The organism is Bradyrhizobium sp. USDA 4516 (genome assembly GCF_054055915.1).
The window spans coordinates 3,323,190-3,336,699 of record NZ_JBSRXT010000001.1; the positions used below are offsets into that span (position 1 = coordinate 3,323,190).

The window sequence follows — 13,510 nt, forward strand, 5'->3', positions numbered from 1 at the left end:
AAACAACAATTTTAATCATTCGGCGTCGCCGCTCGCCAGTTCCCGCCGATTCGGGATCACTAAACTGTGCCACAGTTTGCGACAGCCTACCTGACTGGCCGTATAGCCAATCGAGGCTTGCTTTGCCAAGCAAAACGCCTGCCAGTAGCAAATAACGTCTGCGTCAGCCCAATGCTGCGCCCGCTAAGAGAAATTCTAACTCCGGGGCGCGGCTGGGGAGCACGGCCAGTGCTCGGTCTCGTCGTTCCGGGGGCGTCGCGAAGCGGCGAACCCGGAACCTCGAGATTCCGGATTCGATGCTGTCGCATCGCCCCGGAATGACAGCGGAGCGAGCCCTGCCCCTGCCGGTCGCGCCTACGCCTGGTCGAGGCCGTACAGCGTGTGCAGCGTGCGGACCGCGAGCTCGGTGTAGGCGGCGTCGATCAGGACCGAGAACTTGATCTCGGAGGTGGTGATGGCGCGGATGTTGATGTTGCGGTCGGCCAGCGCCTTGAACGCCTTGGCCGCGACGCCGGCATGGCTGCGCATGCCGCTGCCGATCACCGAGACCTTGGCGACGTCGGTCGCGGTATCGACGCGAGCGTAGCCGATCTTGGCCTTGGCGGCGGTAATCGTGTCCTTGGCGCGGTTATAGTCGCCGGCCGGAACGGTGAAGGTGAGGTCGGTGGTCTTGCCGTCCTCGGACACGTTCTGCACGATCATGTCGACATTGATATTGGCATCCGCGAGCGGCCCGAAGATCGCGGCGGCGACGCCAGGCTTGTCCTCGATCTGGCGCACGGAAATCTGGGCTTCGTCCTTGGAGAAGGCGATGCCGGTGACGACGTGCATTTCCATGATTTCCTCCTCGCTGCAGATCAGCGTGCCCGGCGGCTGGTTGGCGTGCGGGTCGATATCCTCTGGCTTGTCGAAGCTGGAGCGCACGAAAATCGGCATGTTGTGCACCATGCCGAGTTCCACCGAGCGAACCTGCAGCACCTTGGCGCCCTGCGAGGCCAGTTCCAGCATGTCCTCGAAGGCGATCTTGTCGAGCCGGCGCGCCTTCGGCACCACGCGGGGATCGGTGGTGTAGACGCCGTCGACGTCGGTGTAGATGTCGCAGCGGTCGGCGCGCAGCGCGGCGGCGATCGCCACCGCCGAGGTGTCCGAGCCGCCGCGGCCGAGCGTGGTGATGCGGCCGGTGTCGGGATTGATGCCCTGGAAGCCGGCGATCACGGCGACTTCCTTGCGCTCCTTGAAGCGGGTGATGATCTCGGTGCCGTCGATATCGAGGATGCGCGCCGAGGCATGCGCCTCCGAGGTCTTGATCGGGATCTGCCAGCCCTGCCAGGAGCGCGCCTGGATGCCGATGCCCTGCAGCACGATCGCGAGCAGGCCCGAAGTGACCTGTTCGCCGGAGGCGACCACCGCGTCATATTCGCGCGCGTCGTGCATCGGCGAGGCATCGGTGCACCAGGCCACCAGCTCATTGGTCTTGCCGGACATCGCGGAGACGACGACGGCGACCTCGTGGCCCGCGTCGACCTCGCGCTTCACATGCTGCGCGACGTTGCGGATACGATCGATATTGGCGACGGATGTACCGCCGAATTTCATCACGAGGCGGCCCATGACGACGCGTCTATTCCTTTAAGAGGATAAGTAGGTTAACCCACGCCGAAAACCGCAAGCGCGGGGACCGAAACGCGCGTATACATAGCGCCGCGCCCGGGGGCAAGCCGGTAGGTAGGGGGCCCTCGAGTGTCTTTTGGGGGTGTTTTGACCGGTTGCGGGCGGGTTGTGGCGCACGGGTAACACGGGGCAACTCGAAGGCGGATTGGATGGGACGTTATATCGATGAGATCCTGCAGCCTGGCGAGAAGGTGCTGTATTCCACCAATGCGCACTGGATGTTCTATCTGCCGGCGATCGGGGCCTGGATCGTGGTGCTGGCGCTCTTGATCCTGTCGCGGATGACGACGGTCGACGGCCTCGTGATGGCCTGCTTTGCGGCCGCCGCCGTGGTCGCGGTCGCGGCGCTGTACTGGACCGCCGCGGCCTGGTTCCACCGCTGGACCACCGAAACCGACGTCACCAATTTCCGCGTGGTGCACAAGAGCGGCTTCATCAAGCGGCGCACCTTCGAGATGAGCCTCGACAAGGTCGAAAGCGTCGACGTCAACCAGAGCATCATGGGGCGCCTGCTCAACTATGGCGACGTCACCATCCGCGGCGTCGGCGAGGGCATCGAGACCATCAGGACCATCGCCGCGCCGCTGTCGTTCCGCAATTCGATCACCGCGCGATAGGGGCGCGCGCAATCATGGCCACGCAATCAACTCTTTCCGGTTTCTCCGCCAGTTCCTCCGCCAATGCCTCCGCCAGCTCGGTCGATCCGGCCGAGGTCGCGAAATTCTCGAAACTGTCCGATGAATGGTGGGATCCGCGCGGCAAGATGGCGCCGCTGCACAAGATCAACCCGCTGCGCCTGACCTATATCCGCGACGCGGCCTGCCGCAAGTTCGAGCGCAACGCCAAGAGCCTCAGCTGCCTGTCCGGCCTGCGCCTGCTCGACATCGGCTGCGGCGCCGGCCTGTTGTGCGAGCCGTTCACGCGGTTAGGGGCCCAGGTGATCGGGATCGATCCGTCCGCCACCAACATCGCTGCCGCGAAGCTGCACGCCGACAAGGGCCATCTGTCGATCGACTACCGCTGCACCACGGTGGAGGAGATGGACGCCCGCGAGCGCTTCGACATCGTGCTGGCGATGGAGGTGGTCGAGCACGTCAATGACGTCGGCGCCTTCATCAAGCGCTGCGCTGTCATGCTCAAGCCCGGCGGGCTGATGGTGGTCTCGACCCTGAACCGCAACTTGAAGAGTTTTGCGCTGGCGATCGTCGGCGCCGAATACGTGCTGCGCTGGCTGCCGCGCGGCACCCACGAGTGGAGCAAGTTCGTCACCCCCGCCGAGCTCGAGCGCTATCTCGGCGACGTCAACCTCACCGTCACCGAGCAGGCCGGCGTGGTCTACAACCCGCTCGCCGACAAATGGACCGTGTCGACCGACATGGACGTGAACTACATGGTGGTGGCGGAAGAGGTGTGAGTTAGATACCACGGTCTCGGCCACACAACAGGTGTCGTCCCTGCGACCACAGAATGCGTAGCCCGGATGGAGCGTAGCGTAATCCGGGACTGCTTCGTCCGCGGATGAGCTGGCCCCGGATTGCGCTGCGCTTCATCCGGGCTTCTGTAACGGGCCTTGGTTAGTCAATCCCTTTTCGCGTCATCCACTCGCCGGGCACTTGCTTCTGTACGGGATCGGCGCGAAGGCCGTCGCCTGATGGGGTGCATTGAGGAGCCGGCCGGCCAATCTACGGATTGCGTGGTCGTGAGCCACTTCCCGGATGGCGGCCTGACCGGATCCATCGTCCCAGCGGAGGGACTTCGCTCGGGGAGAGCCTGGTGTCGTGGCCCGCCCGGAACCGATTGCTGCTCCTGGCTAGATGGCCTTGGTCATCGGGTTGAACGGTTTGGTGTCGGCGAGCATGCGATGCAGGATCACGGCGAGCTTGCGAGCCAGCGCTACCTTGGCCTTGCGCATGCCTGCGCGCCGGGCGATCCGCATCGCCCAGCTCTTCAATGCCGAGCAATTCTTGACCGGCTTGGTCAGCATGACGTGAGCTGCCTGGTAGAGCGCCTCGCGCACGGAGGCATCCCCGATCTTGCTGATGCGGCCGGTGTAGTCGGTCTCACCGGACTGGTACTTCTTCGGGGTGAGCCCAAAGTGGGCTCCCGTGGCCTTCGAGGAGCGGAAGCGCTTCGGGTCGTCGATCGCCGCGGCATAGGTGAGCGCCACGATCGGACCAACGGACGGCGTTGTCATCAGGAGCTTGGCGGATGGATGCGTCCTGGCGAGCTTCTGGGTGTGCTTGTCCAGGCTCTTGAACTCCCGCAGCAGCACCGCATGGGCTTGGAGCAGCGCCGCCGCGACCAACTCCAGTCCGGGATGGCCGGTCACGAGCTCGCGGATGCGCCCGGCGAACGTGCGCTCGGTGGTCGCACCGACCTTCAGGCCAAAACCGCGAAGTATGCCGCGCAGGCTGTTCTCGACATCGCGAAGCTTGGATTGCAGCAGCTTGCGCGCCGTCAGGATGGCGCGGGTCTCCTGCGCCGCGACCGACTTGCAGTGCACCGGCCGGAACCAGCCGAGCCGCATCAACTGCGCGATCCGGCGGGCATCGTTGCGGTCCGTCTTCACCGGCATCGACTTGAAGGCTTCGCGAACGTGCCGCGTTTCCAGCAGCTCGACCGCAAGCCCTGCGTCTCGCAGACCCGCATACAGCCATTGCGACAAGGGGCCTGCCTCCAGCCCGATCCGTTCCAGTACCAGACCCAGCGACCGGAACCAGGCGATCAGCGCCGCCGGCTCGCTCGCAACCTTCGTCTCGCGCAAAATCTTGCCTGTCCCATCGACAAGGCAAACGCTCGAGCATTCCAAAGACACGTCAATTCCTGCATAGTGGTACATGGTCGTCCCTTAATGATGCTTGGAGCGGGCTTGCCCGACTCCGTTGAACACCATCAGTTTGAGGGACGACCGCCTTCCAACCAACAGGCCGCTCGCGAGCGCGCTTCCAAATTGCGCCGTAGCGAGCGGGCGGCCGGCCCGTTACCCCATCTACGGAAGTTTGTGGACATCGCGCAGGCCTGTCATGCGCCCACTCGGTTGACCGCGTCAGCGGCAATCGGCACGCTGGGCGTGTACTCCCGCCGGCATGCTTTCCTTATCCCCCATGTTCACGATCGCCTCGCTCTGGATCCCCTTCACCATCGTCGCTGCGTTCGGGCAGGTGGCGCGCAATGCGATGCAGCGGCATCTGACCGGGCCGCTCGGGACCTGGGGCGCGACCAATATCCGCTTCCTGTTCGGCCTGCCGTTCTCGGTGGTGTTCTTCGCGCTGGCGGTGCTGCTGACCGGCGATCGCGTGCCGTGGCCGTCATCGTCGTTCTGGCCGTGGCTGGTGACCGGCGCGCTCAGCCAGATCGTCGGCACCGGCTTCATGCTGCTGGCGATGAACGACCGCTCTTTCGTCGTCACCACGGCCTACATGAAGACCGAGGCGATCCAGACCGCGATCTTCGGCTTCATCTTCCTCGGCGACCATCTAACGACGACCAAGGTGATCGCGATCGTGATCGCGACCATCGGCGTCGTCATCACCGCGCTGCGGCCCGGCGGGCAGAAGAGCTTCGCCGACCTGCGCCCGACCGTGCTCGGCCTCGGCGCCGCCGCAGTGTTCGCGATCTCGGCGGTGAGCTTTCGCGGCGCGATCATCGCGGTGCCCTCAGTCTCATTTGTCACGGCGGCCTCCTACACGCTGATGTGGAGCCTCCTCGTGCAGACGCTGATCCTGTCGGTCTATCTGTTGTTGCGCGCGCCCGACGTGCTGAGGTCGATCCTCAAGCTGTGGCGGCCCTCGATGTTCGCGGGCTTCATGGGCGCATTCTCATCGCAATTCTGGTTCCTGGCGTTCGCGCTCACCGCCGCCGCCAATGTGCGCACGCTGGCGCTGATCGAGGTGCTGTTCGCGCAGGGCGTGGCGTATTTCTCGCTCAAGCAGCCGTTCTCGCTGCGCGAGGTGTTCGGCATCGTCCTGATCGTGATCGGCGTCGCGCTCTTGATCGCCGCGTAATTACCCTTTCACCGCGATCAGCACCGCGCCCGCGGAGATCAGCGCGATCCCGATCCAGCCATAGGCCGAGGGGCGTTCGCCGAGGAAGGTAGCGCCGAACAGCGCCACCAGCACGACGCTGAGCTTGTCGATCGGCGCGACCAGCGTCGCAGGTCCAAGCTTGAGCGCGCGGAAATAGCAGATCCACGACGCGCCGGTGCCGAGCCCGGACAGCAGCAGGAACAGCCAGCTCTTCGCCGAGATCGGCCCGGACTGGGTGAACTGTCCGGTCGCGAACAGGATGGCCGACAGCGTGATCAGCACGACCACAGTGCGGATCAGGGTGGCGAGATCGGAGTTGATGCCCTCGACGCCGACCTTGGCGAAGATCGCGGTCAGCGCGGCGAAGACGGCGGAAAGGAACGCCCAGACCTGCCAGGAGGAGAATGAGTCGGGAGTCATGCTCTTCCCAGATTGTCATTCCGGGGCGTGCGCAGCACCGAACCCGGAATCTCGAGGTTGCGGCGCGAGATTCCGGGTTCACGCGTCGCGTGCCCCGGAATGACGCTGCGCGTCAATTCCGGTCTTCCGGCAGCGTCGGCAGCGGCGAGACCTCGACGCCTTCGTCGATCAGCGCGCGGGCCTCTTCGGGCGAGGCCTCGCCGTAGATCGGCCGGTGCTCGATATCGCCGTAATGCATCTTGCGTGCTTCGTTGGGGAAGCGGTCGCCGACATTGTCGGCGTTCTTCACGATGTGGTCGCGCAGCTCCTTCAGCTTGCTGCGCAGCTCGCGCTCCTGCGCCATCATCAGCGATGTCGACTCGCTCGCCGCTGCCTCGACGGGCGCGGCCGGCGCCGGCTGGGCCGGTTCGCGGCCCTTCTTGCTGACGACCTGCGGCGCCATGATGGCGCGCTCGATCTTGCTTGAGCCGCAGGACGGGCAATCGATCAGGTGACGCCGCTCCTGCGATTCATAGGCCGAGGAGCTCTGGAACCAGCTCTCGAACTGGTGGCCGCGCTCGCAGCGCAGCGTGTAGCGGATCATGCCGAACCCCGGACGAGGTGCAGATGTTCCGGGCCGGCCTTGGGGTCGGCGATGCCGAAACGCCTGCCATGCTGCAGCGAGGGAATGGTCTTGCGCGCGGTCTCGACCTTGGCGGGGTCGATCTCGGCAAGGAACACGCCCGGCTCGACGCCGCCCTCGGCGAGGATCTCGCCCCAGGGGTCGATGATCAGCGAATGGCCGAAGGTCTCGCGCTTGTTCTCATGCAGGCCGGCCTGCGCTGCCGCGAACACGAAGCAGCCGGTCTCGATGGCGCGGGCGCGCAGCAGCGTGTGCCAATGCGCTTCGCCGGTCTTGCGGGTGAAGGCGGACGGCACGGTGAGGAACGATGCGCCGGCTTCGGCCAGCGCACGGTACAGCGCCGGGAAGCGCACGTCGTAGCAGATAGTCAGTCCGATCCGGCCCCAGGGCAGGTCGGAGATCACGGCAGTCTCGCCGGGCTGATAATTGGCCGATTCGCGGTAGCTTTCGCCGCCGGGCAAATCGATATCGAACATATGGATCTTGTCGTAGCTCGCGAGCAGATTGCCCTCGGGCCCGATCAGGAACGAGCGGTTGACCGCCTTCTCCGGCGAGTAGCGCAGCGCCAGCGAGCCGATATGCAGGTGGATCTTCAGCTCGGCGGCCAGCGCGCGATACGCCTTGAGCGACTGGTCGTCCTCTTCGCTCGCCAAATGCTCGAACAGCGCCTTGCGGTTGAGCTGCATCATGTTGCTGACCTCAGGGGTCAGCACGTACTTGGCACCCTGCGCCGCCGCCTCGCGGATCAGCCGCGTGCCCTGCTCGAGGCTCGGCTCCGGCAGCAATCCGGTGCGCATCTGCACCATGGCGGCGGTGAAAATGTTCTCCGTCATCAGGCGCCGCCTCCGTTGCTGAGCAGGCCGTCGAGCTTGCCCTCGCGGTCGAGCGCGTAGAGCTCGTCGCAGCCGCCGACATGGGTCTTGCCGATGAAGATCTGCGGGAAGGTCGAGCCGGCACCGGCGCGGCCATACATCTCGTCGCGATAGGCCGGGTTGCTGGCGACGCTCAATTCGGTGAACGCGGCGTTCTTGCGCGTCAAAAGCGATTTGGCCGCGCTGCAATAACCGCAGCCCGGGCGGGTGTAGATTTCAATGGCAGCGGTCATGGTGCGCTCGGTTGAACCAGAATGTCAGATTATATGGGAGCGCGGTGGGTATCGACAACCCGGGCAAACACCAGCACGTCGACCTGCGCGGCTTTGGCGCGGAGCAGCGCCCGCGCGCAGGCGTCCACTGTCGCGCCCGAGGTCAGGACGTCGTCGATCAGGATCACGCGGCGGCCCTGGACGTCAGCCTTGCGTTCATCGGCGACCCCGAATGCGCCCTGGACATTGCTGGCGCGATCCTTGCGTGACAGCCCGATCTGCTGCTCGGTGGCGCGGATGCGCCGCAGCGCTTCGGCAGTCATTTTGACGCCGCTCTGGCGCGCGATCACCTTGGCGAGCGCCCCGGACTGGTTGTAGCGCCGGCTCCAGCCGCGCCGCCAATGCAGAGGAACCGGAACCAGCAGATCGGCGTCGTGGAGCAATTCCTTCCCCGCCCGCGCCATCCAGCGACCCATTGTGGGCGCCAGATCGGTGCGATCCTGGTATTTCAATGCGTGCACCAGCGTGCGCGCGACATCGTCATAGCGCACCGCGGCGCGGGCTCTGCTGTAGGCCGGCGGATTGGCGATCGCCTCCATCGACAGCAGCCCGGGGCCGGGATCGTAGACGAAGGGAATCCCGAGCCGCGGGCAGAACGGCGGCGCGATGAACGACAATCTGGCCCAGCAGGCCGCGCACACCCCCTCGCCATCGACCGGCTCGCGGCACGAAACGCATAGCGTCGGCAGCGCGATATCGAGCGCCAGCCGCGCCGTGCGCAGCCACGCGCCCCCGATCGCGCCAAGCGCGCGCTGGACGTGACCGGTAATGGAGCGTGTCGGTGATGCCTCGGCGTCCATGGCGGGCGAGGCTAGCGTTTGAGCAACGCCGGCTCAAGGCGCATTGCCTGCGGCGGCGGTCCGGCGTAACCAGCGGCATGACACCGAACCCGCCCTCAGCCCCCATCCTGTTCGACCGCGCCTTGCTCGGCGCGCGGCTGGCGCGCGCGCGGCGCGAGGGCGCGGCGACATTCCTGCTCGAGCGTGCCAGCGAAGACATGGCGGACCGCTTGCAGGCGGTATCGCGCAGCTTTTCGGCGGCGGCCGATGTCTGGACGCCGGGTGTCGGGCTCGCGGACGTCCTGCGCGGGCGTGTCGCCGCGGTCGATGCGATCGGTTTCAGCGAGGCGGAAGCGCTCGGTCTGCCGCCGGAGTCGCTCGATCTTGTGGTCTCCGCGCTGGCCTTCCAGTTCGTCAATGATCTGCCGGGCGTGCTGGCGCAGCTCCGCCGGGCGCTGAAGCCGGACGGGCTGCTGCTCGCTTCGATGCTCGGCGGCGATACGCTGACCGAGCTGCGGCAGAGCTTTGCCGCGGCGGAGGCCGAGTGCGAGGGCGGGGCGTCGCCGCGCGTCGTGCCGTTCGCCGATCTGCGCGACATCGGCGCGCTGTTGCAGCGGGCCGGCTTCGCGCTGCCGGTCACCGACGTCGACCGCGTCGTGGTGCGCTATTCAAGCGCGTTCGCGCTGATGGCTGACCTGCGGCGCATGGGCGCGACCAATGTGCTGCGCGAGCGACGTCACACCTTAACCCGCCGCGCCACCATGCTGCGCATGGCACAAATCTACGGCGAACGCTTCGCCGATTCCGACGGCCGCATCCGCGCCACCTTCGACATCGTCTGGCTCTCCGGCTGGGCGCCGCATGAAAGCCAGCCGAAGCCGCTCAAGCCAGGGTCGGCGAAGGCGAGCCTTGAGGCGGCGGTGAAGGGGACGAAGCGTTAGGGACGCACGATGCTAGGGCTCCCTCTCCCGCTTGCGGGGGAGGGCAATTGCATATGGAATGAACCGATTCTTCCGCGCCGTCATGGCCGGGCTTGTTGTTTAGCCCGGCCATCCACGTCTTTTCTCCGGTGGAAACGAAGACGTGGATGCCCGGGACAAGCCCGGGCATGACGAGTTTGTGGGAACTCCGATCGCCTCAAACGGCCATATGCGATTGCCCTGTCCTTGCGGGAAAAGGCGAGGGGAGCTTGCACGATTTCGGAATAATGGAATTATGCCGGTGAGTTGCCCGACGTGTCAAGTCGCCTGGTCGAACGCCTGCCACCGCCACCTGCTTTGCATGGGGTTGTTTTCGATATTTTGGCAGCGCGCCTCCCGCGCAAGCGGAAGAGGCGAAGAGGATCACAGCAACAGATCGATCAGATGCGGCAGCAGCGGGATGTCTGCGGGCGGCATCGGGTAGTCGCGCAGCTTGCTTGCGCGGACCCAGGCGAGGTTCTGGCCCTCGCGCGCCACCGCGATGCCCTCCCAGCGCCGGCAGATGTAGAGCGGCATCAGCAGATGGAAGGTCTCGTAGGCATGGCTGGCGAAGGTCAGCGGCGCGAGGCACGGCTCGCTCACGGTGATGCCGATCTCCTCATGCAGCTCGCGGATCAGGGTCTGCTCCGGCCGCTCGCCGGGCTCGATCTTGCCGCCGGGGAATTCCCACAGGCCGGCCAGCGCCTTGCCCTCGGGGCGCTGCGCCAGCAGCACGCGCTTGTCGGCATCGACAAGCGCGCAGGCGACGACGAGAGTCAGCTTGATGTCAGCCATGCGGCGGGGGATTCCTTCCAGTCTGCAAGCTTTCATTAACCAGCAACGCGCTGTCAGCCAAACGATTTATGCCCGCGCGGCTTTCCGCGATCGCGATAAGCCGGCCTTAATTCGTATCCGGCAGGGTGAAGGTTCTCATTTATCTGCGCATCATATTCTTTGCCGACATAACCCATGAGCACCTTGATCCGGACCATCAGCCGTTTCCGTCGCGATCGCTCCGGCAACATCGCAATGACCTTTGGCCTCGCTGTGCTGCCGCTCATCGTCGCGGTCGGATGCGCGGTCGACTATTCCCGCGCCAACCAGATCCGCAGCAAGCTGATATCGGCCGCCGACGCCGCGAGCGTCGGATCGATCGCCAAGGCATCGCCCGGCTTCATCGCCGCCGGCGCCATGACCTCGGACGGCGAGATCCAGGCGGGCGAAGCCGATGCGGCCAAGATCTTCAACGGCAACATCTTGAACCAGAACAGCTTCACGCTGACCAGCGTGACGCCGACCATGACCAAGACCGGCGGCGTCATCACCTCGACGGTCAAGTTCACCGCCGATGTCCCGACCATGTTCCTCGGCGTGATCGGACAAAGCAAGATGACGGTGACCGGCGCGTCGACCTCGACCGCGAACATGCCGCTCTATATCGATTTCTATCTCCTGCTCGACAACTCGCCGTCGATGGGGGTTGCGGCGACGCCCGCCGACGTGACCAAGATGGTCAACAACACGTCCGACAAGTGCGCCTTCGCCTGTCACGACTACAACGACGCCAACAACTACTACAATCTCGCCAAGACGCTCGGCGTGACGACGCGGATCGACGTGCTGCGCAGCGCGACCCAGCAATTGATGGACACGGCCGCGAACACCGCGACCTATGCCAGCCAGTACCGGATGGCGATCTACGATTTCGGCGCCTCGTCGAAGACGATCGGCCTGCGCGCACTGTTCTCGCTGTCGACCAGCCTATCGAGCGCCAAGACCGCAGCCGGCAACATCGACCTGATGGGCGTCAACGGCAACAACGATTCCTACACCGCCGACAAGGACAGCCAGTTCTCGACGGTGCTTCCGGCCATCAGCAACGCGATCAGCGCGCCGGGCCCGGGCACGGCGGCGGCGCCGATGAAATACCTGTTCTTCGTGTCCGACGGCGTGGCTGACGAACCGAATTCAAGCTGCCTGAAGCCGGTCAGCGGCGGCAATCGCTGCCAGTCGCCGATCAATCCGGCGTTGTGCACGGCCATCAAGAACCGCGGCATCAAGATCGCGGTGCTCTACACGACTTACCTGCAGCTGCCGACCAACGGCTGGTACATGACCTGGATCGATCCGTTCAACCAGGGCCCGTTCGGCCCGTCGCCGAACAGCCAGATCGCGCAGAACATGCAGGCCTGCGCGTCGCCGGGCTTCTATTTCGAGGTCAGCCCGACGCAGGGCATCGCGGATGCGATGAACGCGCTGTTCAAGAAGGCCGTCGCCGACGCGCGGATCAGCAGCTAGCGAAGCGCACACGCTCTATCACCGTCACCCTGAGGAGGCCGCAAAGCGGCCGTCTCGAAGGGTCGACGGCCCGATTTTCTCCGCGCGGCGCTATCGGGCCGTGCATCCTTCGAGACGCGCTACGCGCTCCTCAGGATGACGGGACTCACGCCGTCATTGCGAGCGAAGCGAAGCAATCCATCTGTCCGCATGCATGGACGGATGGATTGCTTCGTCGCTTCGCTCCTCGCAATGACGGAGGTGGCGACGCTATGTCGGCTACTACGACCTGTAGTCCCCGTTGATCGCGACGTATTCCTTGGTGAGGTCGCAGGTCAGCACGCGGTCTTTGGCCTTGCCGAGGCCAAGCGCGACCTTGATCTGGATCTTCGGCGCCTTCATCGCCTCCGACACCTCTTTCTCGTTGTAGGAGGGGTCGCGCGCGCCGCTCTTGGCGACGCGGATGCCGTTGAAGGAGATCGAGAGCTTGTCGCGGTTGGCAGGTTCGCCGGCCTTGCCGACCGCCATCACCACGCGGCCCCAATTGGCGTCCTCGCCGGCGATCGCGGTCTTCACCAGCGGCGAATTGGCGATCGACATCGCGATTCTGCGCGCCGACGGTTTGGTGGTGGCGCCCTCGACCACGACCTCGACCAGCTTGCGGGCGCCTTCGCCGTCGCGCGCCACCTGCTCGGACAGATCGGCGAGGATCTGCTGGAACGCCTTGGTGAAGGCCTTCAGCCGCGGGTCGCCGGCGCGCGAGATCTTCGGCGCGCCGTTGGCAGCGGCTGCGCCGGTTGCAAATGCCAGCAGCGTGTCCGAGGTCGAGGTGTCGCCGTCGATGGTCAGCGCATTGAAGGTGTCCTCGACGCCGGCCTTGAGCAGGGATTGCAGCACCGAGGCCGACAGCGGCGCGTCGGTGAAGATGAACGACAGCATGGTCGCCATGTCGGGCATGATCATGCCGGCGCCCTTGGCCATGCCGTTGATCGTCACCTTGGCCTTGCCGAGCTTGACGGTCGCGGTGGCGACTTTCGGGAAGGTGTCGGTGGTCATGATTGCCTTCGCTGCGTCCATCCAGCGATCGGGGGTCGCGGTCTGTGCGAGCTGCGCCAGCACGCCGTCGAACTTGGTGGCGTCGAGCGGCTCGCCGATCACGCCGGTGGAGGCGAGGAACACGTCCGATGTCGAGCAGCCGACCGCCTTCGCCGCGATCTGCGCGGTCAGCGCGGTCGACGCCTTGCCGGTCTTGCCGGTGAAGGCGTTGGCGTTGCCGGAATTGACCACCAGCGCGCGCGCGGCGCCGCCCTTCAGCTTGGCGCGGCACCATTCGACCGGCGCCGACGGGCACTTCGACTTGGTGAACACGCCGGCCACCGTGGTGCCCTTGTCGAGCAGCGCAAGCAGCACGTCGGTGCGCCCCTTGTAGCGGATGCCGGCGGCAGCGGTCGCAAGCCGCACACCCGCGATCACGGGCATCTCTGGAACGTCGGGCGGGGCGAGGGGGGAGACGGCGGTGGACATCGGCAAGCTTCCGGCTACGGGGAGGGAAGCGCTCCATAACATCTCGCCGCAAGAAGCGGGAGAGGGCTGCGATGCGAACGCGCTGTCAT

14 protein-coding genes are annotated in these 13,510 nt (G+C 65.5%); 5 read left to right on the forward strand and 9 right to left on the reverse strand.

The window, feature by feature from the left end; genetic code table 11:
- Window positions 1-354: 354 nt before the first annotated feature.
- Entirely contained in the window at window positions 355-1,611 is a 1,257-nt protein-coding gene (locus ACVI1L_RS15285) for an aspartate kinase (protein ID WP_057015560.1), read from the reverse strand.
- A gap of 209 nt (window positions 1,612-1,820) precedes the next feature.
- On the opposite strand from ACVI1L_RS15285, the gene ACVI1L_RS15290 reads away from it, so the two are divergent.
- On the forward strand, window positions 1,821-2,288 hold the full coding sequence (locus ACVI1L_RS15290; RefSeq protein ID WP_057015559.1) for a PH domain-containing protein: 468 nt from the start codon (window positions 1,821-1,823) through the stop codon (window positions 2,286-2,288).
- A 14-nt stretch (window positions 2,289-2,302) separates the two neighbouring features.
- A complete protein-coding gene (gene ubiG, locus ACVI1L_RS15295; protein ID WP_076824719.1) occupies window positions 2,303-3,085 on the forward strand; it encodes a bifunctional 2-polyprenyl-6-hydroxyphenol methylase/3-demethylubiquinol 3-O-methyltransferase UbiG in 783 nt (260 codons plus the stop codon).
- Window positions 3,086-3,481: 396 nt separating this feature from the next.
- Here ubiG and ACVI1L_RS15300 read toward each other — a convergent pair whose 3' ends face one another.
- Window positions 3,482-4,510 carry an IS110 family RNA-guided transposase gene (locus tag ACVI1L_RS15300; RefSeq protein ID WP_057016162.1) on the reverse strand — a complete coding sequence of 343 codons (1,029 nt, stop codon included), beginning with the start codon at window positions 4,508-4,510 and terminating at the stop codon, window positions 3,482-3,484.
- Window positions 4,511-4,775: 265 nt separating this feature from the next.
- Between ACVI1L_RS15300 and ACVI1L_RS15305 the strand changes: the two genes are divergently transcribed.
- Window positions 4,776-5,675: a DMT family transporter gene (locus tag ACVI1L_RS15305; protein ID WP_076824722.1), complete on the forward strand. Its 900-nt coding sequence runs from the start codon at window positions 4,776-4,778 to the stop codon at window positions 5,673-5,675.
- Here the strand turns inward: ACVI1L_RS15305 and ACVI1L_RS15310 are convergent, their stop codons facing one another.
- The 5 genes from ACVI1L_RS15310 to ACVI1L_RS15330 all read right to left on the reverse strand — a co-directional run bounded on the left by ACVI1L_RS15310 (window position 5,676) and on the right by ACVI1L_RS15330 (window position 8,682).
- Window positions 5,676-6,116 carry an EamA family transporter gene (locus ACVI1L_RS15310; protein WP_076824724.1) on the reverse strand — a complete coding sequence of 147 codons (441 nt, stop codon included), beginning with the start codon at window positions 6,114-6,116 and terminating at the stop codon, window positions 5,676-5,678.
- 112 nt (window positions 6,117-6,228) lie between these two features.
- Window positions 6,229-6,699 carry a DUF1178 family protein gene (locus ACVI1L_RS15315; protein WP_057015556.1) on the reverse strand — a complete coding sequence of 157 codons (471 nt, stop codon included), beginning with the start codon at window positions 6,697-6,699 and terminating at the stop codon, window positions 6,229-6,231.
- On the reverse strand, window positions 6,696-7,571 hold the full coding sequence (locus ACVI1L_RS15320; RefSeq protein WP_057015555.1) for a carbon-nitrogen hydrolase family protein: 876 nt from the start codon (window positions 7,569-7,571) through the stop codon (window positions 6,696-6,698). The genes ACVI1L_RS15315 and ACVI1L_RS15320 overlap by 4 nt, the downstream gene beginning before the upstream one ends.
- Window positions 7,571-7,843: a glutaredoxin 3 gene (gene grxC, locus ACVI1L_RS15325; protein ID WP_057015554.1), complete on the reverse strand. Its 273-nt coding sequence runs from the start codon at window positions 7,841-7,843 to the stop codon at window positions 7,571-7,573. Before grxC ends, ACVI1L_RS15320 begins: the two co-directional genes overlap by 1 nt.
- Before the next feature lie 29 nt (window positions 7,844-7,872).
- Window positions 7,873-8,682, reverse strand: coding sequence for a ComF family protein (locus tag ACVI1L_RS15330; RefSeq protein WP_456783219.1), 810 nt, complete (start codon window positions 8,680-8,682; stop codon window positions 7,873-7,875).
- Between the two features lie 77 nt (window positions 8,683-8,759).
- Between ACVI1L_RS15330 and ACVI1L_RS15335 the strand changes: the two genes are divergently transcribed.
- Entirely contained in the window at window positions 8,760-9,602 is an 843-nt protein-coding gene (locus ACVI1L_RS15335; protein ID WP_456783220.1) for a methyltransferase domain-containing protein, read from the forward strand.
- A gap of 402 nt (window positions 9,603-10,004) precedes the next feature.
- Here the strand turns inward: ACVI1L_RS15335 and ACVI1L_RS15340 are convergent, their stop codons facing one another.
- On the reverse strand, window positions 10,005-10,415 hold the full coding sequence (locus tag ACVI1L_RS15340; RefSeq protein ID WP_028343243.1) for a (deoxy)nucleoside triphosphate pyrophosphohydrolase: 411 nt from the start codon (window positions 10,413-10,415) through the stop codon (window positions 10,005-10,007).
- Between the two features lie 174 nt (window positions 10,416-10,589).
- Here ACVI1L_RS15340 and ACVI1L_RS15345 point away from each other — a divergent pair, with 174 nt between their 5' ends.
- Window positions 10,590-11,918, forward strand: a complete 1,329-nt coding sequence (locus ACVI1L_RS15345) for a TadE/TadG family type IV pilus assembly protein (RefSeq protein WP_456783221.1) — start codon at window positions 10,590-10,592, stop codon at window positions 11,916-11,918.
- Window positions 11,919-12,179: 261 nt separating this feature from the next.
- Here ACVI1L_RS15345 and argJ read toward each other — a convergent pair whose 3' ends face one another.
- The gene (argJ, locus tag ACVI1L_RS15350) at window positions 12,180-13,421 is read right to left on the reverse strand and encodes a bifunctional glutamate N-acetyltransferase/amino-acid acetyltransferase ArgJ (RefSeq protein WP_456783222.1); all 1,242 of its coding nucleotides are present in this window, start codon (window positions 13,419-13,421) and stop codon (window positions 12,180-12,182) included.
- Between the last annotated feature and the right edge of the window lie 89 nt (window positions 13,422-13,510).